Annotated in this window: 22 protein-coding genes; 10 read left to right on the top strand and 12 right to left on the bottom strand. The window is 61.8% G+C overall.

Annotated features, from left to right (window positions below; genetic code table 11):
• Positions 1-76: 76 nt before the first annotated feature.
• From P9230_RS30505 to P9230_RS30465, 9 genes are all read right to left on the bottom strand, one after another.
• Positions 77-1,060 carry a beta-ketoacyl-ACP synthase III gene (locus P9230_RS30505; protein ID WP_063169256.1) on the bottom strand — a complete coding sequence of 328 codons (984 nt, stop codon included), beginning with the start codon at positions 1,058-1,060 and terminating at the stop codon, positions 77-79.
• A complete protein-coding gene (locus P9230_RS30500) occupies positions 1,057-2,322 on the bottom strand; it encodes an adenosylmethionine--8-amino-7-oxononanoate transaminase (RefSeq protein ID WP_063169255.1) in 1,266 nt (421 codons plus the stop codon). The genes P9230_RS30505 and P9230_RS30500 overlap by 4 nt, the downstream gene beginning before the upstream one ends.
• Positions 2,322-2,957 carry a dethiobiotin synthase gene (gene bioD, locus P9230_RS30495; protein WP_063169254.1) on the bottom strand — a complete coding sequence of 212 codons (636 nt, stop codon included), beginning with the start codon at positions 2,955-2,957 and terminating at the stop codon, positions 2,322-2,324. Before bioD ends, P9230_RS30500 begins: the two co-directional genes overlap by 1 nt.
• On the bottom strand, positions 2,954-4,093 hold the full coding sequence (locus tag P9230_RS30490; RefSeq protein ID WP_024505572.1) for an 8-amino-7-oxononanoate synthase: 1,140 nt from the start codon (positions 4,091-4,093) through the stop codon (positions 2,954-2,956). The genes bioD and P9230_RS30490 overlap by 4 nt, the downstream gene beginning before the upstream one ends.
• Positions 4,090-5,058, bottom strand: coding sequence for a biotin synthase BioB (bioB, locus tag P9230_RS30485; RefSeq protein WP_224570943.1), 969 nt, complete (start codon positions 5,056-5,058; stop codon positions 4,090-4,092). The genes P9230_RS30490 and bioB overlap by 4 nt, the downstream gene beginning before the upstream one ends.
• Positions 5,059-5,232: 174 nt before the next feature.
• Positions 5,233-6,114, bottom strand: coding sequence for a carboxylating nicotinate-nucleotide diphosphorylase (gene nadC, locus P9230_RS30480; RefSeq protein ID WP_063169252.1), 882 nt, complete (start codon positions 6,112-6,114; stop codon positions 5,233-5,235).
• A 1-nt stretch (position 6,115) separates the two neighbouring features.
• Positions 6,116-7,657 carry an L-aspartate oxidase gene (locus P9230_RS30475; protein WP_063169251.1) on the bottom strand — a complete coding sequence of 514 codons (1,542 nt, stop codon included), beginning with the start codon at positions 7,655-7,657 and terminating at the stop codon, positions 6,116-6,118.
• Positions 7,654-8,628, bottom strand: a complete 975-nt coding sequence (nadA, locus tag P9230_RS30470; protein ID WP_063169250.1) for a quinolinate synthase NadA — start codon at positions 8,626-8,628, stop codon at positions 7,654-7,656. The genes P9230_RS30475 and nadA overlap by 4 nt, the downstream gene beginning before the upstream one ends.
• A gap of 62 nt (positions 8,629-8,690) precedes the next feature.
• Positions 8,691-9,653: a membrane protein gene (locus tag P9230_RS30465; RefSeq protein WP_024505567.1), complete on the bottom strand. Its 963-nt coding sequence runs from the start codon at positions 9,651-9,653 to the stop codon at positions 8,691-8,693.
• Positions 9,654-9,824: 171 nt separating this feature from the next.
• Between P9230_RS30465 and panB the strand changes: the two genes are divergently transcribed.
• The 4 genes from panB (at position 9,825) to P9230_RS30445 (ending at position 13,109) form a co-directional block, all read left to right on the top strand.
• A complete protein-coding gene (panB, locus tag P9230_RS30460) occupies positions 9,825-10,661 on the top strand; it encodes a 3-methyl-2-oxobutanoate hydroxymethyltransferase (protein ID WP_063169249.1) in 837 nt (278 codons plus the stop codon).
• The gene (panC, locus tag P9230_RS30455; RefSeq protein WP_063169248.1) at positions 10,658-11,566 is read left to right on the top strand and encodes a pantoate--beta-alanine ligase; all 909 of its coding nucleotides are present in this window, start codon (positions 10,658-10,660) and stop codon (positions 11,564-11,566) included. The genes panB and panC overlap by 4 nt, the downstream gene beginning before the upstream one ends.
• Positions 11,567-11,664: 98 nt before the next feature.
• Positions 11,665-12,384: a LuxR family transcriptional regulator gene (locus P9230_RS30450; RefSeq protein WP_063169247.1), complete on the top strand. Its 720-nt coding sequence runs from the start codon at positions 11,665-11,667 to the stop codon at positions 12,382-12,384.
• 92 nt (positions 12,385-12,476) lie between these two features.
• Entirely contained in the window at positions 12,477-13,109 is a 633-nt protein-coding gene (locus tag P9230_RS30445; RefSeq protein ID WP_063169246.1) for an acyl-homoserine-lactone synthase, read from the top strand.
• Between the two features lie 365 nt (positions 13,110-13,474).
• On the opposite strand, the gene P9230_RS30440 is transcribed toward P9230_RS30445, so the two are convergent.
• Positions 13,475-13,723, bottom strand: a complete 249-nt coding sequence (locus P9230_RS30440; RefSeq protein ID WP_063169245.1) for a DUF6074 family protein — start codon at positions 13,721-13,723, stop codon at positions 13,475-13,477.
• A 599-nt stretch (positions 13,724-14,322) separates the two neighbouring features.
• On the opposite strand from P9230_RS30440, the gene P9230_RS30435 reads away from it, so the two are divergent.
• The 3 genes from P9230_RS30435 to P9230_RS30425 all read left to right on the top strand — a co-directional run bounded on the left by P9230_RS30435 (position 14,323) and on the right by P9230_RS30425 (position 15,340).
• Positions 14,323-14,793 carry a hypothetical protein gene (locus tag P9230_RS30435; protein ID WP_224570941.1) on the top strand — a complete coding sequence of 157 codons (471 nt, stop codon included), beginning with the start codon at positions 14,323-14,325 and terminating at the stop codon, positions 14,791-14,793.
• Positions 14,786-14,920, top strand: a complete 135-nt coding sequence (locus P9230_RS30430) for a hypothetical protein (RefSeq protein ID WP_256754986.1) — start codon at positions 14,786-14,788, stop codon at positions 14,918-14,920. Before P9230_RS30435 ends, P9230_RS30430 begins: the two co-directional genes overlap by 8 nt.
• 174 nt (positions 14,921-15,094) lie before the next feature.
• Positions 15,095-15,340 carry a hypothetical protein gene (locus P9230_RS30425; protein WP_063169243.1) on the top strand — a complete coding sequence of 82 codons (246 nt, stop codon included), beginning with the start codon at positions 15,095-15,097 and terminating at the stop codon, positions 15,338-15,340.
• 189 nt (positions 15,341-15,529) lie between these two features.
• On the opposite strand, the gene P9230_RS30420 is transcribed toward P9230_RS30425, so the two are convergent.
• Complete coding sequence (locus tag P9230_RS30420) at positions 15,530-15,919, bottom strand: hypothetical protein (RefSeq protein ID WP_024505560.1); 390 nt, start codon at positions 15,917-15,919, stop codon at positions 15,530-15,532.
• Between the two features lie 706 nt (positions 15,920-16,625).
• Between P9230_RS30420 and P9230_RS30415 the strand changes: the two genes are divergently transcribed.
• From P9230_RS30415 to P9230_RS30405, 3 genes are all read left to right on the top strand, one after another.
• A complete protein-coding gene (locus P9230_RS30415) occupies positions 16,626-17,840 on the top strand; it encodes a cation:dicarboxylase symporter family transporter (RefSeq protein ID WP_210326676.1) in 1,215 nt (404 codons plus the stop codon).
• Positions 17,841-17,990: 150 nt separating this feature from the next.
• Positions 17,991-18,296 carry a thioredoxin domain-containing protein gene (locus P9230_RS30410; RefSeq protein WP_126057771.1) on the top strand — a complete coding sequence of 102 codons (306 nt, stop codon included), beginning with the start codon at positions 17,991-17,993 and terminating at the stop codon, positions 18,294-18,296.
• A 732-nt stretch (positions 18,297-19,028) separates the two neighbouring features.
• Positions 19,029-20,030 carry a zincin-like metallopeptidase domain-containing protein gene (locus P9230_RS30405; protein WP_063169241.1) on the top strand — a complete coding sequence of 334 codons (1,002 nt, stop codon included), beginning with the start codon at positions 19,029-19,031 and terminating at the stop codon, positions 20,028-20,030.
• A 157-nt stretch (positions 20,031-20,187) separates the two neighbouring features.
• On the opposite strand, the gene groL is transcribed toward P9230_RS30405, so the two are convergent.
• Positions 20,188-21,843, bottom strand: coding sequence for a chaperonin GroEL (gene groL, locus P9230_RS30400; RefSeq protein WP_063169240.1), 1,656 nt, complete (start codon positions 21,841-21,843; stop codon positions 20,188-20,190).
• Between the last annotated feature and the right edge of the window lie 49 nt (positions 21,844-21,892).

Below are 21,892 nucleotides of genomic sequence, written 5' to 3'. Positions count from 1 at the left end.
TGCCGGCGACTATTTGCGTATTGAGCCATTCTCATAGTCTCATTCATGAGCAGTCCTGTGCGCAAGCATTGCTTTGCTAAATTCCCACCACAAGCGCGCCGCCGCTGAGACCCGCACCCGCTGCCGCCAAGAGGACTTTCTCGCCAGGCCGAAACGGCTGCGCCCGATGGGCCAGCGACAATGAGAGCGGGATCGTCGCGGCGGAAGAGTTGCCATATTCGGCGATCGTCTTGACGATCGAGTGATCAGCGATGCCGAGGTTCCTGCCGACCGCGTCGAAAATGCGCGCATTGGCCTGATGCGGCACGAAACGATCGAGGTCTTGCGGCCTCAGTCGGGCAGCAGTGAGCGCATCTCTCGAGCAGGCGGTCATCATCTCCACGGCCTTGCTGAATACTTCACGGCCGTCAGTGATCGTCATCCGTGTCTGCGCGAGGTCGAGGTCGGCATGGAACGGAGTGTTGCTTCCCCCGGCGGGAATCTGGATTAGCCCGTAGCGCGAGCCGTCGGAATCCACCGAAGCGCCGAGAATGCCTCGATCCGGGTCATCGCAAGGACTGATCACCATGGCGCCGGCGGCATCGGCAAACAGCACGGCGCTGGCGCGCTCGGCCAAATTGATGCGGTGGCTGAGGATGTTGGCGGCGATGACAAGGCTCGCTTTGCCGTGCAGGCGGGTGAACCCGTCGGCGAACATCAGCGCATAGATGAAGCCGGCGCAGGCGCCGGTCAGGTCGATCGCTCCGGCGCGGCCTAGCCCCAGCCGATGTGCGACCAGCGGCGCGCTTGGCGGCAGAAGGTGATCGGGCGTCGACGTGGCGAGCAAGAGTAGACCGACGTCGCCGCGGTCGATACCGGCATTGGTCAGCGCCATGTCGCCGGCAGAGGCGGCAAGGCCCGACAGCGTGTCTTCGTCTGTTGCCCAGAAGCGCGAGCGAATTCCGGTGCGCCGCTCGATCCAGCCGGGCTCAAGCCCGAGCCGGTCTTCGATTTCCGGGTTCTCGACCTTGCGCGTCGGCGCATGATGGCCGAAGCCGAGAACGCGCGACGATAGGTTCATGGCCGCGAGCCGAAGCGTTCGCCGGCCTCCTCTATCGCGTCATAGAGCCCGTCCAATTCGTCGCTGGTGATGCAATAGGGCGGCAGAAGATAGAGGACATTGCCGAGCGGGCGCACCAACAGGCCGCGCTCAAGGAAAAAAGCGCGCAGTTTTGGCCCGATCTCGGCCAGATAACCGGCTGAGCCGGTGCGTAGGTCGAGTGCCGCGATGGTGCCGGTTGTCCGGCAGTCGGTGAAATATGGATTGTCCCGGAAGCGTTGCAGCCCCGCGGCCTGCCTCGCGCTCAAGACCGCGATCCGCTCGGCCACCGGCTCGTCACGCCAGATCTCGACATTGGCAAGTGCTGCCGCGCAGGCGATCGGATTGGCGGTGTAGGAGCTCGAATGGAAAAACGTCTTCTTGCGATCCTCCGAAAAGTGAGCGTGGAAGATGGCATCGGTGGCGATCGTGGCGGCCAGCGGGATGGTACCACCGGTCAGACCTTTCGAGGTGCACAAGATGTCGGGCGAGACGGACGCCTGTTCGCAGGCAAACATGGTTCCGGTGCGCCCCCAGCCGGTCATCACTTCATCGGCGATCACGAGCGTGCCGGAGGCTTCGGCGATCCTCTTCAATTCGGCAAGAACCCAGGCCGGATACATCAGCATGCCGCCGGCGCCAAGCACCAGCGGCTCGACGATCAGCGCGGCTGCGCGCCGGTCGCGGCTAACGGCCTCGAACCGATCCAGCGTTTCCTGCTCGCGCCCGGCGGCCGGGAAGGGGATGGTGTCGACCTCGAACAGCAAAGGCTCATAGGCGGCGTTGAAGACGCCACGGGCGCCGACGCTCATCGTGCCGATGGTGTCGCCATGATAGCTGTGCTCCATGACGGCGATGCGCGAACGCGACGCGCCGATGTTACGGAAATAGCCGAGCGCCATCTTCAGCGCGACTTCGACTGAGGTCGAGCCACTGTCGGAATAGAACACCCGGTGGAGGCCGGCGGGTGCGATGCCTACAAGCGCCTCGGCCAGCCGTTCGGCCGGCTCGTGGGTGAAGCCCGCGAAGATGATCTGGTCGAGGCTCGAGGCGGTCGTCTCGATGGCCTTCATGATGCGGGGGTGGCGATGGCCATGGGTGACGACCCACCAGGAAGAAATCGCATCGAGGATGCGGAAGCCGTCGGCCTTGTGGAGATAGGCGCCTTCAGTCAGCACGATTTCAGGGAGCGAGGGCTCTAGCGCGTGCTGCGTGAACGGATGCCAGACTCGAGACTCCGCCATCAGTCGCCTCCGGCAATCATGGCCAGGTCGAAGCCGGAAATCATTGCATCTCTCAACGTTTCACCCGTCAGCGGACCGAGGTGCGGCAGCCTGCCCAGCTGCGGCACGCCGCCGAATTCCACGATTGTCCTTTGTGTATCGGCCACCTCTTCGCCAATGAAGGCAATGCCGATGAGCGGGATGGAGCGGGCTCTCAGGGCCTCGATCGACAACAGCGTATGATTGATGGTGCCAAGCGCGGTGCGGGCGCACAGTATGACCGGCAGCCGCCATTGTTCGAATATGTCAATGAACCTTGTCTGTCGATTGAGCGGCACCATCAGCCCGCCGGCGCCTTCGATGACGAGCGGTGTCGGCAGGACCGGAAATGAAAGATCGTCGGCCTCGATCGCGACGCCGTCGATTTCGGCTGATCGATGCGGCGACAGCGGCATCGTCAGTCGATAGACTTCGGGCAGCACGCGTCCGTCGGGCAAGCCGGAAAGCCGGGCGACGACCTCGCTGTCGGTCTCCTCGTTGAGGCCCGATTGCACCGGCTTCCAGTAGAAGCCGTCGAGCAGCCCGGCAAGTCCGGCCGAAAACACTGTCTTGCCAATTCCAGTGTCTGTTCCGGTGACGACGATGCGTTTGGTCATGCTGTGGCCAACACTCCGACGAGAGCCTCGACCATGGCGGAAATGTCGGCTTCGTCGACGTTGAGAGTCAGCGAAATGCGCAGGCGCGACGTACCCTCAGGCACTGTCGGCGGGCGAATGCCGCGTATGTCGAAGCCGCGTGCCTGCAGTCCTGCCGCCACCGCCATGGTGCGGCTGTTATCGCCGATCACAAGCGGCTGGATCTGCGAGCCGCTGGGCATCACGCCGCAGCGTTCGGCCAATTGCCGGCTCGCGAAAGCGACACGCTCGTGCAACTGAGCACGACGCATAGGCTCGTCAGACAGAATAGTCAGCGCCTCACGTGCCGCGACTGCCATCAGCGGCGATGGTGCGGTCGCATAGATGAATGGCCGGCACCGGTTGATAAGATAGTCGCACAGTGTTCGCGGTCCGGTAACGAGCGCGCCGGATGCGCCAAGCGCCTTGCCGCATGTGTGGAGCGTGACGATGTTGTCGCGGCCTTCATACGCGGCGGCCAGTCCCCGGCCGTCCGGTCCCCAGACGCCGGTGGCATGCGCTTCATCGACGACGATGAATGCCTGGTACCGATCAGCCAGCGCGACCAGGCTCTCCATCGGCGCACGGTCGCCATCCATGCTGTAAAGGCTTTCGAAGGCGATCCACACCCGCCCCATGCCGCCTTCGGCGCGCCAGCGGGTGATTGCGTCCTCGACAGCGTCGACGTCGTTGTGCGCGGCCAGCTTGAACTCAGCGCGCCCGGCCTGGGCACCCTCATGCATGCTGGCATGAGCGAGCTCGTCGAGGACCAGCAGGTCGCCTTTCTGCGGCAGGGCCGTCAGCAGAGCGAAGTTGGCGATATAGCCGCTGCCGAAGAACAGTGCACGCTCGGCTCCGAAAAATGCCGCTGCGTCCGCCTCCAGTTGCTCATGTTCCGGTGCATTGCCGCGCAACAGCCGCGATCCGGTGGCGCCCACTGGCGTGCCCCGCGCAATCGCCGTCGAAACCGCATCGCCCAGTCTTTTGGAGGCGGCAAGTCCGATATAGTCGTTCGACGAGAAGTCGAGCCCGGCGCGCGGTGCGAGCGTCCGCAACCGGTCCTTGCGCCCCAGTCCCCGCAAGGTTGCGTCATAGCGGGCAAGAATTGCCTCCTTCATTGCGTGGCGAGTTCCATAGGCTCAATGCCGAGGCGCCGGAACAGAAGGGTATCCTTGTCCTCGCCGGGATTTCCCGCCGTCAGCAGCGTGTCGCCGACAAAGATCGAATTGGCGCCGGCAAAGAAGCACAGCGCCTGCGTTTCGTCGCTCATCGCCGTCCTGCCGGCGGACAGCCTTACATAGGATTTCGGCATCATCACCCGCGCGAGCGCAACGATGCGGACGAAATCGATCGGATCGATGGCGTCGGCCGCGGCAAGCGGCGTGCCTTCGATGGGAATAAGCATGTTGATCGGCACGCTTTCCGGCGGCTCGGGCAGGTTCGCGAGCGTGACCAGCATGTCGATGCGATCGGTCTTTTCTTCTCCCATCCCGACAATGCCGCCGCAGCAGACTTTCATCCCAACCGCGCGCACGTGCCCAAGCGTTTTCAGCCGGTCGGCAAAAGTCCTGGTTGAAATAACCTCGCCATAGTAGCGCTCAGAGGTATCGATGTTGTGGTTATAGTAGTCGAGACCGGCCTGCTTCAGGCGAGCAGCTTGCTCAAGATCGAGCATGCCGAGCGTCATGCAGGTCTCCATGCCGAGGGCCTTGACGCCCTCAATCATGGCGACCACAACGTCCATGTCGCGCTCCTTGGGACTTCGCCACGCCGCGCCCATGCAATAGCGCGTTGCGCCGCCATCACGCGCCTTGGCCGCTTCGTCGATGACATGCTTGACGTCCACCAGCTTCGACGCCTTCACACCGGTTTCGTAATGCGCAGACTGGCTGCAATAGCCGCAATCTTCGGGGCACCCGCCGGTCTTGATGCTAAGGAGCCGCGACAGCTGCACTCGGTTTCGATCGAAGTTCTGGCGGTGGATCGTCTGAGCCAGGAACAGCAGATCGTTGAATGGCATGCCGTAGATGGCCTCGGCCTCTTTGCGGTTCCATCGCGGAGGCGTTCCGTCGACCGATTGCATGGTCTGGTTCACGTCGAACTCCGAGTTCATTCCAATCGTCATCGTCAAACCTTTGTTTGCTAGTCCGGTACGCCTTCTTGGCTTTGGGGCGCACTCGCTAAAGGCGAGCTGCGGCACGTCTTTCCAGCACCTCCTACGCCTGCCGAGCTGATGTTGCTCCTCACGCCGTAATCCTCAGTTCAAGTGCTTGCAGATGTTCTGGTGGTCCGGCATGTCCAGGCCGATGTCGAGGATCGGGGCGCTGTGCGTCAGCCAACCCATGGAGATGAGATCGACACCGGTCGCCGCAATCGCCGCCGCCGTTTTCGGCATCACCCGACCGGACGCCTCGGTGATCGTACGGCCATCCACTATAGAAACCGCGCGGGCAAGATCCTCGACCGACATATTGTCGAGCAGCACCGCGTCAACACCAATCGCGAGCGCTGCATCGAGCTGCTTCAGCGTGTCGACCTCGACCTCGACCTTCACCATATGCCCTGCTGCGGCGCGCGCCCGCTCTATTGCTGTGCGCATATCGCCGGCGATCGCGATGTGGTTGTCCTTTATGAGCACGCCGTCATCGAGGCCGAACCGGTGATTGGCACCGCCGCCGACGCGCACGGCGTATTTCTCCAATGCCCGCAGCCCGGGCGTCGTCTTTCGCGTCGATACAATCCTCGCCTTGTGACCGCGCACGGCCTCAACCATGGCCGCTGTGGCAGTGGCAATGCCGCTCAGCCGGCATAAGAAATTGAGGGCCGTGCGTTCGGCCGTGAGCAGGCCTCGTGCGGGTCCGGACAATCTTGCAATGGTTTCCCCGGCCCCAACCTCGCTGCCATCAGGGCGCCAGATCTGGATGTTGATCGCCGGTTCCACGAGAAGGAAGGCATACGAGACCAGATCGAGCCCGGCAACGACGCCCGCCTGCCTCGCTTTGAGCACCAACGTGGCAGTGCAATCATACGGGATAACCGCATCGGTGGTCAGGTCGCCGGATCTGCCCAGGTCTTCGAGGAGCGCAACGCGCACAATCGGTTCGATCAGGGTCGCGGGGAGGGGGGAGAATGAAGTCATATCAAGTGCTCCGTATGGTAGCCCGGCAATCGAGTGCGGCCGCGGCCCGCATTGCGCTGTGCAGTGTCAGCCGTGATGGGCGCACGTTGGCATCGTGGAGCGGGAAATCGGACCGACAGTGCGCGCCTCGACTCTCTTCCCGCCTCAGGGCCGCCGCGGCGATCATCAGTGAGACCAAAGCCGGACCAGAGGCAGCGACACTATTGGCTGCGATCGGCAGCAGGGTCGCCACCGCTTCGCGCATTGCCTCGCCGTCGCGGATGATACCCAGGGCGGCGGAGACAATCGGGCGGACCACGGAAGCGTCTGGTCGTGGAGGGACGAATGTGGAGCATCTGCGCGGTCGCCGGGTATACGACGTGCCGGCAACGCTTTCGGCAACCCAGCTCGCGGTGACCGCCGCTTCGGTGAGCGAGTTGCTGGCCAGGCGGTTGGCGCCGTGCAGGCCGGTACAGGCCACCTCACCGCAGGCCCACAATCCCTCGATGGAGCTGCGGCCGGCGCTGTCTACGGCGACGCCGCCCATGTGATAATGTGCCGCCGGGCGCACCGGGATCAGGTCGGTCGCTGGGTCGATTCCTGCGCTCCGGCACAATTCGGCGATGCCTGGAAAACGCTTGCCAAATCTCGGGCCGAGACTTTGCCGTGCGTCCAGGAATACGCGGCGTCCAACGGCAAGCTGGTGCCAAATGGCGCGCGCTACGACGTCGCGAGGCGCAAGTTCACCGCCAGGTGTGTCGGCGAGGAAGCGCTCTCCTCGCTCATCGATGAGCACCGCGCCTTCGCCACGCACGGCTTCGCTCACCAGCGGCATCGGCCGGCGCGGACCGTCGAGCGCAGTTGGATGGAACTGTATGAATTCCAAGTCGGCGAGTTCCGCCCCCGCCCATGCGGCGAGCGCCAGCCCGTGACCCCATGAGCCAGCGGGGTTTGTCGTGTCGCAAAACAGCCCGCCGACGCCGCCGGTCGCCAGCACCGCGCGACGCGTGGGCAGAGCGAGCGCGCCGGCTCGTCCTGCTGCGACCACGGCGATGACCGACCCGTCCTGCACGACCAGCCGGCGGACCTCCACATTTTCGATAATGGTGATCGAGGCTGTACGCCGAACCGCGGCGACGAGCGCGCGCACCAACTCGCGACCGGTGGCGTCGCCGGCTGCATGCACAATCCGCCGTCGCGAGTGTGCCGCCTCGAGCCCAAGTCGCAACGCGCGGTCAGGGTGCTGGTCGAAGTCGACGCCGAACCTTTGGATCGTCCTAATCGCTTCGGGTGCAGCTCGTACCACTCGCCGCACCGTGGCCTCATCGCAGAGTCCGTCGCCGGCAGCTATCGTGTCGCAAAGGTGAAAATCTGGGCCGTCGTCGCCCCCGAGACTTGCCGCAAGACCGCCCTGGGCAAGTTCACTGCAGGCTCCGGTTCCAAGCGGCGCGTTGGTCAAAAGCACGACCGGTTCCGGCGCCAGATGAAGCGCCGTCATCAGGCCGGCAATGCCGCCGCCGATGACGACCGGCGCCCCCGCGATTTCGCGAACCTCCAGACTCATAGGGAAAGCATGCGCTCGACCGCGCGGCGGGCGGGGCCGGCAATTTCGGGATCAATCCGGACCTCATGCCGGTTCTGCTCGAGTGCGGCGCGAATGTTGGCCAGGTTGATGCGCTTCATGTGCGGGCACAGATTGCATGGGCGAACGAACTCGACGTCGGGATGCGCGACCGCGACGTTGTCGCTCATCGAACATTCGGTCAGAAGGACGACACGCTTCGGTTTCTCACGCTCGACATAATCCGACATCGCCGCGGTCGAGCCGGAGAACTCCGCCTCCGCGACAACGTCTGGTGGGCATTCTGGATGGGCCAGCACGATGACGCCTGGATGGGCATCGCGCAGTTCCCGGATGTCTGCTGCGGTGAAGCGCTCATGCACCTCGCAATGGCCTTTCCAGGCGATGATCTCGACGTCTGTATCGGCTGCCACGTTCCTCGCCAGATATTCGTCCGGGAGCATCAGCACACGCGCCACGCCAAGCGATTCCACCACCGCCTTGGCGTTGCCGGACGTGCAGCAGATGTCGGACTCCGCTTTTACGGCGGCGGAAGTGTTGACGTAAGTAACAACGGGGACCCCCGGATACCGCAGCCGCATTAGCCGCACGTCGTTTGCCGTGATCGATTCGGCCAGCGAGCAGCCGGCGCGGAGATCCGGGATGAGCACGGTCTTGTTCGGATTGAGCAGTTTTGCCGTCTCGGCCATGAAATGAACGCCGGCAACCACGATGATGTCGGCGTCGACCGTCACCGCCTTGTGGGCCAACGCCAGGCTGTCGCCGACGATGTCTGCCACGCAATGAAAAATTTCGGGCGTCTGGTAATTGTGCGCCAGCACCACCGCATTGCGCTCACGCTTCAGCGCTAAGATGGCTTCAATATCGCCGGCGAACGCGGGCCATTCAACGGGTGGGATCACCCGCCGGACACGCTCATACAAGGACGCAGCCATAGGTAACGCCCCAGTCATTGGCGCCTCGATTATATTCGGTTTGACAATAAGGGAATATATCTACCTTGACTATAAGTATGTCAAGCCCGCGCCAGCGGTAATTTTGTCCCGGCGATAGCCCTGTCGTCGAGGACGGCATGCCGGAAGCGATAAAGCTTCGCCGGTCGGCCGCCCGTGTCGAGGGAGGTCTCCCCGGTCTCCTCAACAAGTTCCTGCTGCTCGACCAATCTCCGGAAGTTCGGCTTGTTGATCAGCCTGCCAGCCAAAGCTTCCACGGTTCGCTGCAGTTGCAGCAGCGTGAAGGAAGGCCGCATAAGCTCGAACACGACCGGCCGGTATTTGATCTTCGAACGCAGCCGCGCGATCCCGGTTGCCAGAATACGACGGTGGTCAGCGACCATTGGTTTGCCAGCCGCGGCCGCAATCGCGTCCCTGCCGCCACCGGCCTCCTCAATCAGAGCAGCTTCATAGAGCAACTCGTAGCGTTGGAGCGTGAGTTCCTCGTTCCAATGGCGGTCGTCGAAGCCGAAGGCTATCGCAGCGCGCTGCCGGCGCTCGCGTTGAGTGGTCGGCTCGCTGGCGCCGCCGGCCCACTCAATCAGGCGGGGCCGCAATCTATCGAGCAGCACAGGCGGCGTGCCGAAGCGGTGGTCCTCCCAGGGAAAATATTCGTACCAACTTTGCCAGCCGCACGCGGCCGAGTTCGTTGCCTGTTCCTTCCTGGTCAATGCGAGATAGCTGATTGAGATGACGCGCTGGTGGCGCTCAGTGCCGATGCGATCGCGATCGGCGAAGGTGTAGAGTTGCTCGATGTATCCAAGTGCATGGCCGGTCTGCTGCTCCACCCACCCCCTCAAACCCGACTGCAGTGATCGATGCTCAAGGGCAAAAGGTCCAGAAGGGAGGGTGTCCGCATGACCGACTGTGAGGACACAGGGCTCACTGTCGTTTACGGCGACCACGACGGCAGTCAGGTCCACTTTGGCTTCGTCAGCTTTGACGGCGGCTTTGCCTTTCTTGGTTCTTCTTGTCTGAGGATCCATGTTTGCGAAAGCGGGTTGGCCCAACGGAGCGCCTTAATCGATTGAATGTAACCTTGGAAGCCAGCACGTCAACACCGGAGTACTCAAGCGCTGTTTTTAGCTCTTCGCAGTCGCACAAAAATATGCCAAACGCGACACCCGCTGTTGGTAACGTAAGGGAAGGGGCCTCGGTTGAGCGCGGCTGGTGAGATAAAAGGGATGACTCCTCCAGATATTCGATCGCGAAAAGGCCAGACGCCACTTGTATGCTTGACGGCCTACACCACGCCGGTCGCGAGGCTGCTCGATCGCCACTGCGACATCGTTCTTGTCGGCGACAGCGTCGGCATGGTGCTGCACGGCCTGTCGTCGACGCTGGGGGTCACGCTCGACATGATGATCATGCACGGACAGGCCGTTCGCCGCGGCCTTGAACACGCGCTGATGGTCGTCGACCTGCCCTTCGGTTCCTACGAGGAAAGCCCAGAGCACGCTTTCGGCAACGCTGCGCGCGTGATGGGTGAGACCGGTTGTTCAGCGGTAAAGATCGAGGGCGGCGAGACCATCGCGGAAACCATCCGCTTCCTTACCGCGCGCGGCGTACCTGTCATGGCCCATGTGGGCCTGACGCCGCAGGCGGTAAACACGTTTGGAGGCTATCGTGTGCAGGGCCGGGGAGCCGATGCAGAGCGGATCAGGCGCGACGCCAGGGCGGTAACTGAAGCTGGCGCCTTCTCCTTGGTGCTGGAAAAGATACCGGAGCAGCTTGCACGGCAGATAACCGCCGATATCGACATACCCACCATCGGCATCGGTGCCTCGCCAGCTTGCGACGGCCAGATTCTGGTGAGCCACGATATGCTCGGGCTCTTCACCTCATTTCGGCCGAAGTTCGTCAAACGCTATGCCGAGCTCGGTGAGCAGGCTGAGGCGGCAATCGCCGCTTACGCCACCGATATGCGGAACCGGCACTTTCCGGCGGTCGAACATCTCTATGTCAACGCCTTGAAGGCCGGTGACTTCACATGAGCGTGCCGATCGCTCGAACCGTGAGCGAGCTGCGCGGCGTCGTTGCGCAATGGCGTCGCTCGGGTGCCACGATCGGTATTGTGCCGACCATGGGAGCCTTGCACGACGGGCATCTGAGCCTCGTGCGGAAGGCGCTCGAAAGGGCCGAGCGGGTGATCGTGACGCTGTTCGTAAACCCCAAGCAGTTCAACAGCCCCGCCGACCTGATTGCCTACCCTCGGACGGAAAGCGACGATGCTGCCAAGCTCGCTCTGCTGGGCACGCATCTGCTCTATGTGCCGGACACAGAGGAAATGTACCAGGTGGGCTTCGCCACGGCCGTTTCAGTGTCCGGCATCAGCGAATGCCTTTGCGGCGCATTCCGGCTCGGCCATTTCAATGGCGTGGCGACGGTCGTGGCCAAGCTCTTCCTGCAGGCCGGCGCTGACTTCGCCTTTTTTGGCGAAAAGGATTTTCAGCAACTTCAGCTTGTCAGGCGCTTGGTCCGGGATCTCGACATTCCGATCACTATTGTGCCCTGTCCGACAGTCCGCGAAGCCGATGGTCTTGCGCTATCGTCGCGTAACGTGCGGCTCTCCCCAGCCCAACGCGCCATTGCCCCAAAACTAGCATCGGTCCTGCTCGATACGGCCGAGCGGCTTGCACGCGGCTCCCCCATCCTGCCTACGCTTGATGAAGCGCGTGCAGCAATTCTGGCTGCCGGCTATCGCGAGCTCGAATACCTGGAGCTTCGCGGAGAAACAGACCTGCAATCGTTAGCAAGCCTTGACCGACCGGCACGCTTGCTTGCTGCGGCTTGGCTTGGCGACACGCGGCTCATCGATAACGTCGCAATATCACCCATCGGTAGTTGGTCAGGTGGGCGGAGCTCTCTCCAATCGGAAGCAGCACAGCAATTGCGGTGATGACGGCGGCGCGTCGTATGCCCTGCAGGGACAGGCCATCATTTAGAACCACGTCTCCGTCGGCTTCCAGCAACCTCCGCGAGGTACGCTAAGCGCAGATGCATCGCGTATTTGAAACCTTGGTCGAGCAACTCTCTGCAAGCGTCGATGCCGTCGATCTCCATGAGGCAATGGCGTCCGCCGCAGCCGGGTTCGACTTTCCGCTCTTCGCTTATTTCACCTACCCATCCGCTTCCGGCGACAGGCCGCGATTGATCTCGAATTATCCATCATCATGGACATCACATTACCTGCAACAGCGCTACCACAGCGTGGATCCCGTGATCCTGCGGGGACTGCGGGGCTGGGATACCTTCGACTGGGGTGTGGACCGCGATCACCGTTATTTGCCGACCTCTCAGCAGGAAGTCCTGGAAAAAGCAGCTGAGTTCGGCATTCGCGGCGGACTGACCATGTCGATGCATGATCATCGCGGCCGGTTCGCCGCACTGACCTTCGCCTCCAACGAGGCGCATCCGCCATTTCTGAGGTCGCTGACGCGCTACGAAAAAGCAATGCAACTGGTTGCGATCAACGTTCATATCCATGCCCGGCGCAGGCTCGCCGAAGATTGCGTGGTAGATGGCATAATGCTCACCCGGCGGGAGTTCGAGTGCCTGAAATGGGCGGCGTGCGGCAAGTCGGCCTGGGATATCAGCCAGATTCTCGGTGTCTCGAAACGCACCGTGACCTTCCATCAGGAAAACGCCAAGGCGAAGCTTGGCGTGCGAACCATCAACCAGGCCGTAGTGCGGATGGCTGCTCGGGCGAGATCCTGATCCTCTCCAAGTCTAGCTGTAAAGGTCTACAGGCTGCATTCATGACGGCTTTGCCCTTCGATTGCGTGGACACATCCCGCACGGAGACGACAATGATGCAGCTGATAACACCCGACTGCTACGCCGAGTTTGCGAGCGAACTCAAGGAAATGCACGGACTTAGGTATCGGGTTTTCAAGAAGCGGCTCGATTGGGAAGTGCAGACCGAAGGCGAAATGGAAACGGACTCGTTTGACAGCCTGAACCCCGTCTACCTGCTTCTCAAGGGGTCCGATTGGCGAACTTGCGGCTGCGTCCGCCTTTTGCCGACCACCGGACCGACAATGTTGCGCGATACGTTTCCGACGCTGCTGGATGAGATGGTGGTCCCTGCGAGTGCCGATATCTGGGAGAGTAGTCGTTTCGCGCTCGATCTCCCTGCGACAGCGCCGAAGGCAGCTGGCGGCCTGGCCCAAGCAACCTACGAGCTCTTCGCGGGGATCATCGAATTCGGCTTGGCCAACAATCTCTCCGGGATCGTAACGGTGACAGATACGCGCATCGAAAGGATCCTTCGTCTCGCGACCTGGCCGTTGTCACGTATCGGACAGCCCAAGCAGGTCGGCAACACCGAGGCAGTCGCCGGCTTCCTCGATATTTCCTACGCCAGTCTCTTGCGCATCCGCTGGAGGGGACGCCTCAACGGGCCGGTGTTGTGGCAACCAGTTCTCATCCAATCGGCATAGCGCCTGCGGATGCTCAGCCGTGACTTGAGTTAAGTCTGCTCACGGCCGCCACCGCCGCCGTGAGGGTGAGCGGACCCGCCCCACGAGCTTTCGACTGTTCCGGTCGATTGGCTCGCGCGGCCGGACTTTGGATTTCCGTAGGCGCAACCCGCAGTCCAGCGTGAGCACGCCAAAATGGCGCCCCTCCGCTTCGTCCAAAGAAGCCAACGTGGCTTCTGAGGTCGTCTTAGAATATTGGACCGGCCGCCGTGAGCGATCGCAACCTCAAAGCTTTGCCGGTATGCCGGTTTGGCCGGACCGTCGGCCAGTCGGAGCAGTCCCCCGATAAGGACCCGAGCTGACGCGCGGTCCAACAGCGCCCGAGCCTATGCTTTGTGCATTACCGTTCGGTTGGCCATGTCGTCCAAGACCGCATGAAGAAGGCTTCCAACCTCCTGCGCAGCGAGCTCTGGCGCAATTCCTACATCGGACAATTGAATGAGCATTTTCTTGGCGGCACAGCGCCAGAACGCGCTCGCCGCCTCGCCGTTCTTGGTCTCGAGGGCCTGGGCGATACTTTCGACCAATATACGTCGCCGATGCAGCGGAAATACGCAAATGTTTGATTCATGCATCAATCACCTCACAGATTCAGTTCCACAAAGAAAAACACCGGCGTCTTCAAAAGAGCCCCGCTAGCGCGGTGACGGTTCGCGGCGACATGACGAGTTCCACTTCCCCATCGACAAGCCATTGGGAGATGAGCCGCCGGACCGCATATCCGGGACCGCACATAAGGTGAACCACCATTGCTCATCCGGCTGCATTTTCCTGGGCCGTTCGACGAGGCGTTCCAGCCGAATTGACGTCCAATGACTTGATCTCTGAAAGGGCAGGGCGGTACGAATCACCCGACTGTTCCGCTGCTTACATTCCTGCGAGCTTGTGTATGAACGATTAAAGCGTGCCCGAGCCGTTCTTGGTGGCCGCCGCAGAAGGGAATCATGTCATCCGCTGCCTATCGTAGGCGGCGCGACTTCTAGCATGACTGCACTGCCCCGACAGGGCTTTGCAATCGCGCGTTTCGAAGCCTATGCTTTGGCATCGGCCGGCATTTACTTCGGTGCAGCCGACAGTAAGACGTACGCGCTCTTGCCCCGTTGGAAGAGAGCCTTGCCCGATCCCTCTTTCGCGACCAGGTGCTGAAGCCCTCACCCCGCAGGACTTCGCGCTTTTGCGACCATCGCTGCATCACGTCGAACCGGGCATCAAGGACAAGTTGGAGGTCGCGCATCAGCCGATCAAGAACGTATATTTTCCCGAGAGGGGCATCGCGTCGGTGGTCGCCACCATGACCGGCGGGCGGCAAGGTGAAGTCGGCATTGTCGGCTATGACGGGATGAAAGGAATTGCCGTCATTCTCGGAAAGGAAAGCACTACCTGGCGCCTGCCGGTTGAAAACCTTCGCCCTGCGATTAGCCCGTCGCTTCGCACCTCAGTGCTGGACTATGCCCACGCGTTCCTCGTCCAATCATGCCGGACGGCACTGGTCAATGGCCACTCCAAGGTCGAAGAACGGCTGGCCCGCTGGCAGCTGATGGTCCACGACCGTGCGGAAGGAGATAAGATCCTCCCGACGCATGAATTTCTGGCGACCATGCTCGCGCCCACCGCCCGGGGTCACCACGGCCCTGCAAATGCTTGAGTATCGAGGACTGGTGCACGCCAAGCGCGGCGAGATCACGATCATCGACCGTGCCGGATTGATAAAGCTCACACATGGCGCTTATGACAAGGAGGAGCAGCGTTATTTCGGCCTGGCCGCTGCCTGAAGCATGTCGGTTGAAACGGGTTCAGCCGACGTCTCCTTGCCCCTCACCAGGTCGCCCAAAAGCATCAGCGGTTTTGAACGAATCGCAGCGATTGTCCGCAATCGGACATAGGCTTGAAGGCGGTCGAATTCGTGCCATAAGTCGGGTTGGTCAGGGTTCAGGGAGGAATTCGTCATGACCAATTCGTTTCACACCGTCACCGTCGAAAAAGCCGCAGAAGCCTATGTCCTTTCCAGGGGAAGGGTCCGCTTTCTCTCCATGGCGCAGGCGATCCGCGCCATCCGAACACTAATGCCGGCATGCAAGGCCACCGACCGCGAGTTGGAGGAACTGTTGGCGGCCGCTTCCTTCGTTCATGGCGTGCCCGTCGCCTTCGACACAAAAACAGCCGATGGTGTAGAACCACGGCTGCATTCCTAAGAGGGCATGCCGCGCCATGCAGACTGTCAGAGGGCATTCGTCAGATGGTAGTCCGCTAACTTAACTGCAGAGTCTAAAGGACGTGTTCCAGCATTGCGAACTCACCGATCGCTTTGTTGCCAAAGCTGCCAGCAAGCGATCGCCTCATCCAGCCGTTTGCACCATCTCATCACAGACATCATCGCGATGCTACCTGTCCAGCATATGTCCAGCATTTCGCAAGGCGGCCAGAAGGAGCCTCGCATAGCCTGTGACATCGATCTGGGCCTGCATCGAAAGGGGCATGCTGGTCCAGTTCTCCAACGGTGCAATGAAAGGTGAGAAGGTGCCATTGACAAGGCAACAACAGCTAACAAGGCCCTCTCGGTCCAATGCCACCACACCGATCTTGTCGCCTGGATATCCAATGGCTGCGACTCGCTGGACCTCCAGGTCACCGTCCACCCGCACGTCAAAAAGAAGGCTACCACGGCTCCTCGTGGCTATCTCAGCCGCCTTCTCATCAAAGCTTGAAGAGAGCAAGCGGACGCTTTCCACCGCCATCTGGAAAATCACCAAATCCAGTTCATTCACGGCCATATGGGCATTTCCGCGCAACGGGTGGTGATTGCAATGACACATACTGCTTGTTCACAGATGTCGGTCACGAACGATCATTCGTCGGGTTCCGGTTCCGACCAACGGTGTCGCCACCTGATCGTGCTGCGGTTCGAACCTTCCGAACGCGAGCCGAGCGCGCTATGAGGTTGGAGTCTAGGTCTCGGACCCTGCCTCGCGGCCTGCTCATCTTTGGCAGACCCGTTGCAACGCCGCCGCGATGGCGCAAACGCCAGATGACGCTGATCCATCGCTTGATCGTGAACTGAGCTTCTGAACACCATTGGGACAGCAGGGTGGAAGGGCTTGACCAACGCTGCCCCCGTTTTCCAAGAGGACCCGTCCTCGATTGAATCTTTCGAGCCCCGTGCAGCGCGCAGCCAAATGATGACCATCTGGACCCAGCTCGCAGACCGCAAGGCAAAGAGGGAACCTTCCAGGCAGCCAAGCTGCGTCGACGCAAAGAGCGGCCTTTGGAGTTCCCAGAATCGACCCTTCCATAGTTGCGACAGGCAACCACTGCACGAGTGTGGGAGAGCGAATCGCAAGCATTGCGTGAGGTCCTGCGCGTTTTCCCCTCTTGCTATTTGGCACATCGTTTGCGCCGAAGTGGGCGCAGCGTTCGACCGGAGCACTGCATGGGAGAGGGAGGAGCCCCACCCCGATCCGGTCAAGGAGAGAGACGGTGTTGGTTCCAAGAGTTCCCCGCGCGATCTTAGCGCCCCGCAAGCGCCATTTTGCCCGGACCTACGTGCAGGTACTTGCCGCCATAATCCTGGGTGCCGCAATCGGCTATTTCCATTTGGAGACCGGCCACAGCCTGAAGCCGCTCTGCGATGCCTTCGTCGATGTCGTCAAGATAATCACCGTACCTGTCATCTTCCTGACAATGGCGACCGGCATTGCCGGCATGAGCGATCTGCAGAAGGTCGGCCGAGTTGCCGCCAAGGCGATGGTTTATTTCCTTACCTTCTCGACGCTAGCACTCCTTGTCGGGCTGATTGTCGCGAATATCGTTCAGCCTGGCGCCGGCCTCAACATCGATCCGGCCTCGCTCGATGTCGAAGCCGTTAAGGGCTATGTGGCCACGGCTCACGAGCAGTCCGTGACCAGCTTCCTGATGAACATCATCCCGTCAACGATTGCCAGTGCCTTCGCGGAAGGCGACATCCTGCAAGTCTTGTTCCTCTCGGTCCTGTTCCTCTCGATCCTGTTCGGCGCGGTCTGCCGCTACAACGGCCGCTCGCTCTTCTCTCTCGTCCGATACATCAAGGACGAGCTGCTGCTCGCAATGTCCTCCTCAGAGGCCGCGCTGGCCTCGCTCATGGAGAAGATGGAAAAGGCCGGCGCCACGCATTCGGTCGTGGGTCTCATTCCATTCAATCTGGACGGCACGAATATGATGCTCGCCGCCCTTTTCATCGCCCAAGCGACGAAAACTGATCTCCCGATCGGCTGCCGGATCCTCATGCTGTTTGTCGCATTGTTCCCTTCGAACGGAACAACCCGCATTACCGGTGCAGGCCTCGTCACAATGGCTGCAACGCTCTTTCTTGTTCCGGCCGCACCGGTCACCTCCGTGGGGCTTATTCTTGGCGTCGATCAGCTTATGTCCGAATGCCACGCGCTGACGGTTTTTCTCCGCAGCGTAGCGGCAACGCTGGCTGTCACCCGGTCCGGGGCGAGCGGGATAAACGACGATTCGGGGAGCGCCTCACTAGCGGACCGTTCAGCGCTCTGGCGGTGGACGGTCAAGTCGCCCGGCGTGGTGAACACAATTCCCCGTGCGAACGACGCTCAGCTATTGGGGTGGACCCGATGGCGCAAAGCCGTATTTGAGAAACCGCCAGATCGCACCGGCACCTGTGCGCCTGTAGCAACTGCGGGGCACGATCAAAACTGACCCATTTTACACCAAAAAGGCGGCCGTTGCTGCCACGCCGTCCATGGATTGGAGACTCATGTCTAAGCCGACTGCCATCACTGTCGCAGCTCTTCTTTTACTCCTCGCCTTGCTGGCGAGCCAATATAGCGCGAACCTGCACCGGCAGGCGTGGTCGACCGACAGGCAAAAGTGGAGCGGCGCATTCGACAACGATCTCCTTCGCCAATCGCCGGCAACCCGCAAGGCGATGCCGTTCTGGTCATATTCAATGACTACCACAACTGTCCGCATTGCAGACTGGCTGATATCAACTACCAAAAAGCCTTCAAGCATGAGCCCAATCTGAAGCTTGTGATCAAACAGTTCCCGGTCCTGGGACCGGATTCCCAATTCCCAGCCTTCGCCGCACTCGCCTCGAGAAAACAGGGAAAGTTCGACGAATTCCACCGCGCCCTTATGATTTCCCCCAGTTGAAGGGTCACTCTCAAGATCGCAGCGCGTGTAGGCCTTGACGTTGAGCAGCTCAAGCGGGAATGCAAGATCCGGCCATCGCAGATGAAATGCGCGCGTCCGCGCACTCGCGAAAGGTCTGCACTTAGACGGTACGCCCGCGTTGGTGGTCGGCGATATAGTGGTCGCCGACCTTGTGGACATGGCCAGCTTGCAACGCTTGCATCGCCGATGCGCGCTCAAAGCGTGCTGGCTCTCGTGCGGGGCAGCATCTGTAGACCGGCCACGCTGTTGTTGCCGGAGCGTGCCGTTTGTGGCAGCTGGCTTTGCTGTCGCTCCTCGTAATCTTGTTGCGGTCATCCAGCTGCCGTGGGCGCCAACAACAATCCTGAGCGCCCGCGCCTGAAGTCGCTGGCCGGGTGCTCGTGAACCGAGCCCGCTTTTCTTCGGCAAGCTCAGGCGGTCTTGGCCCTGCGGCATCGCCCCCTGGCGCGGGGCAGCCTTCGGCTGCTGACGGTCGCCGGCCTGTCGGCCGGCGTCTTTCTATTGTGGCCTTCCCCCTGGCGCAGGGTGGGCAGCACTCCCTTCTAGGCCCGCCGCGGCGTCCCGCAACCCTTCGCTTGTCGCTTTCGGGTCCTCCACTCCGTTCCGGTCCTGCTGATGCAGTCCGCCTCCGACGGCGGGCCTTTCCGGTCGCTTTTGCCGCCCACCCCGCTTCCGGGGAGGGCGCGCGATTGTAGAGCGGAGGACATCACGATGCGTGCAAACAACAAACGTTGCGGCAGCCGACAGGCTGGCGCAGACAGCGGCGGGCGCACCGGCGCCAGCCTTTATCAGGAAATCACCGACCGCATCATTGCCGAACTGGAGCGCGGCACCGTGCCATGGGTCAAGCCGTGGGGCAGGGCAAGGACAGGCCTCGGCCTGCCGCGGAATGCGGCCACCCAGCGCCGATATTCCGGCATCAATATCCTGATCCTGTGGGGCGCGGTCATCGAGCGCGGTTTCCCCAGCCAGAACTGGCTCACCTTCCGGCAGGCGCTTTCGCTTGGCGGCAATGTCAGGAAGGGCGAGCACGGCACCACCATCGTTCACGCTGACCGCTTTGTTCCCAAGAACGAAAAGCAACGCGCCGACACCGATGGCGACGAACCGCAGGCGGTGCCCTTCCTGAAGCGCTTCACCGTCTTCAATGTCGCGCAGTGCGATAATCTGCCCGAACATCTTTACGCCGCCGGCGAGCCTCTGCCTGAGCGCGAGATGGTCCCGCAGGCCGAGGCGCTCATTCATGCAACCGGCGCTGATTTTCGCGTCGGCGGCGAGCGCGCCTTCTACATGCCCGGCAGCGACACCATACAGGTGCCGCCGCAGCCGGCTTTCTTCCACCAGATCGACTATTACCGGACCTGCTTTCACGAGCTTGGCCACTGGACCGGCCACCCGAGGCGACTCGCGCGCGACCTGTCCGGCTCCTTCGGGTCCAACACCTATGCGCGCGAGGAACTGGTCGCCGAAATCGCATCAGCCTTCATCTGCAGCAGTCTCGGCATCGAGCCGACCGTGCGCCATGCCGACTACATCGGCTCATGGCTGACGGTTTTGCGCGAGGACAACCGCGCCATCTTCCGCGCCGCAAGCCATGCCTCGAAAGCCGCCGATTTCCTGCTTGGCCGCAATGTCGATGTCGAAGGCGAGGCACATGCCGAAACCGCCTATGGGAGCGCGCAATCCTCACACGCGACCGCCTTGCGCCTCTGATGACGCAAAGCCGCGCGCAACCAACTCGACAGTTCTTTTGAGGTTGCCCTAACGCCGATGGCCGGCGTTGGCGTCGATCGTTCATCGGACCGAGGTTCGCAAAAAAAGAGGGCGGCATTGATGCCGCCCTCTCGTTGCGAAAGCTGCCAGAGCTGGATTAGAAATCCATGCCGCCCATGCCGCCCATGCCGCCGCCGCCCATGCCGCCAGGCATGCCGCCGCCAGCCGACTCCTTCTTCGGAGCCTCCGCGATCATGGCTTCGGTGGTGACCAGCAGGCCGGCGACCGAGGCCGCGTCCTGAAGAGCCGTACGGACAACCTTGACCGGATCGACGATACCCATGGCGATCATGTCGCCATACTCGCCGGTCTGGGCGTTGTAGCCGAAGGTCGCGCCCTTGTTCTCAAGGATCTTGCCGGCAACGATCGATGCTTCCGCACCGGCGTTGGCCGCGATCTGGCGGGCCGGAGCCTGCAGCGCACGACGCACGATGTTGATGCCGGCGGCCTGGTCGGCATTGACGCCGGTGGCCTTGATGTTGGCCGAAGCGCGCAGCAGCGCGACGCCACCACCAGCAACGATGCCTTCTTCGACGGCCGCGCGGGTCGCGTTGAGGGCGTCATCGACGCGGTCCTTCTTTTCCTTGACTTCGACTTCCGTCGCACCGCCGACGCGGATCACCGCAACGCCGCCGGCGAGCTTCGCCAGACGTTCCTGCAGCTTCTCCTTGTCGTAGTCCGAAGTGGTCTTTTCGATCTGCTGCTTGATCTGGGCAACGCGGCCCTGGATCTCGGCCTTCTTGCCGGCGCCGTCGACGATGGTGGTGTTCTCCTTGGAGATCGACACCTTCTTGGCGCGGCCGAGCATGTTGAGGCCGACATTCTCGAGCTTGATGCCGAGGTCTTCCGAGATGACCTGGCCACCGGTCAGGATGGCGATGTCTTCCAGCATGGCCTTGCGGCGGTCGCCGAAGCCCGGAGCCTTGACGGCGGCGATCTTCAGGCCGCCGCGCAGCTTGTTGACGACCAGCGTGGCCAGAGCCTCGCCTTCGACGTCTTCCGAGATGATGAGCAGCGGCTTCGAGGTCTGCACGACGGCTTCGAGAACCGGCAGCATGGCCTGGAGGTTGGACAGCTTCTTCTCGTGCAGGAGGATGTAGACGTCCTCGAGTTCGGCAACCATCTTGTCGGCGTTGGTGACGAAGTAGGGCGAGAGGTAGCCGCGGTCGAACTGCATGCCTTCGACGACTTCGAGTTCGGTCTCGGCGGTCTTGGCTTCCTCAACCGTGATGACGCCTTCGTTGCCGACCTTCTGCATCGCTTCGGCGATCATCTTGCCGACCGAAGCATCGCCGTTGCCGGCGATGGTGCCGACCTGGGCAACCTCTTCGGAGGTCTTGATCTTCTTGGCGTTCTTGATCAGGGTCGCAACGACGTCGGTTACCGCGAGGTCGATGCCGCGCTTCAGGTCCATCGGGTTCATGCCGGCGGCAACGGCCTTGTGGCCTTCCTGGACGATCGACTGCGCCAGAACGGTCGCGGTCGTGGTGCCGTCGCCAGCGATGTCGTTGGTCTTCGAAGCAACTTCGCGGACCATCTGCGCGCCCATGTTTTCGAACTTGTCCTCAAGCTCGATTTCCTTGGCGACGGTGACGCCGTCCTTGGTGATGCGCGGGGCGCCGAACGACTTGTCGATGACCACGTTGCGGCCCTTGGGGCCGAGCGTGACCTTCACCGCGTCAGCGAGGATGTTGACACCGCGCAGCATGCGCTCGCGGGCATCGCGGGAGAATTTTACGTCTTTGGCAGCCATTTTTAGCTCCTGGCAGGGGCTTCAATCGAGCCCGGGAATTCAGTTGACG

This window comes from Mesorhizobium sp. WSM4887, from assembly GCF_029625865.1.
Taxonomy (GTDB): domain Bacteria; phylum Pseudomonadota; class Alphaproteobacteria; order Rhizobiales; family Rhizobiaceae; genus Mesorhizobium.
This window is presented reverse-complemented; position numbering and strand designations above follow the sequence as displayed.

Coding starts and splice junctions, on each gene's coding strand:
- P9230_RS30505 (WP_063169256.1), bottom strand. CDS start 1,060: ATGAACCTATCGTCGCGCGTTCTCGGCTTCGGCCATCATGCGCCGACG.
- P9230_RS30500 (WP_063169255.1), bottom strand. CDS start 2,322: ATGGCGGAGTCTCGAGTCTGGCATCCGTTCACGCAGCACGCGCTAGAG.
- bioD (WP_063169254.1), bottom strand. CDS start 2,957: ATGACCAAACGCATCGTCGTCACCGGAACAGACACTGGAATTGGCAAG.
- P9230_RS30490 (WP_024505572.1), bottom strand. CDS start 4,093: ATGAAGGAGGCAATTCTTGCCCGCTATGACGCAACCTTGCGGGGACTG.
- bioB (WP_224570943.1), bottom strand. CDS start 5,058: ATGCAATCGGTCGACGGAACGCCTCCGCGATGGAACCGCAAAGAGGCC.
- nadC (WP_063169252.1), bottom strand. CDS start 6,114: ATGACTTCATTCTCCCCCCTCCCCGCGACCCTGATCGAACCGATTGTG.
- P9230_RS30475 (WP_063169251.1), bottom strand. CDS start 7,657: ATGAGTCTGGAGGTTCGCGAAATCGCGGGGGCGCCGGTCGTCATCGGC.
- nadA (WP_063169250.1), bottom strand. CDS start 8,628: ATGACTGGGGCGTTACCTATGGCTGCGTCCTTGTATGAGCGTGTCCGG.
- P9230_RS30465 (WP_024505567.1), bottom strand. CDS start 9,653: ATGGATCCTCAGACAAGAAGAACCAAGAAAGGCAAAGCCGCCGTCAAA.
- panC (WP_063169248.1), top strand. CDS start 10,658: ATGAGCGTGCCGATCGCTCGAACCGTGAGCGAGCTGCGCGGCGTCGTT.
- P9230_RS30450 (WP_063169247.1), top strand. CDS start 11,665: ATGCATCGCGTATTTGAAACCTTGGTCGAGCAACTCTCTGCAAGCGTC.
- P9230_RS30445 (WP_063169246.1), top strand. CDS start 12,477: ATGATGCAGCTGATAACACCCGACTGCTACGCCGAGTTTGCGAGCGAA.
- P9230_RS30440 (WP_063169245.1), bottom strand. CDS start 13,723: ATGCATGAATCAAACATTTGCGTATTTCCGCTGCATCGGCGACGTATA.
- P9230_RS30430 (WP_256754986.1), top strand. CDS start 14,786: ATGCTTGAGTATCGAGGACTGGTGCACGCCAAGCGCGGCGAGATCACG.
- P9230_RS30425 (WP_063169243.1), top strand. CDS start 15,095: ATGACCAATTCGTTTCACACCGTCACCGTCGAAAAAGCCGCAGAAGCC.
- P9230_RS30420 (WP_024505560.1), bottom strand. CDS start 15,919: ATGGCCGTGAATGAACTGGATTTGGTGATTTTCCAGATGGCGGTGGAA.
- P9230_RS30405 (WP_063169241.1), top strand. CDS start 19,029: ATGCGTGCAAACAACAAACGTTGCGGCAGCCGACAGGCTGGCGCAGAC.
- groL (WP_063169240.1), bottom strand. CDS start 21,843: ATGGCTGCCAAAGACGTAAAATTCTCCCGCGATGCCCGCGAGCGCATG.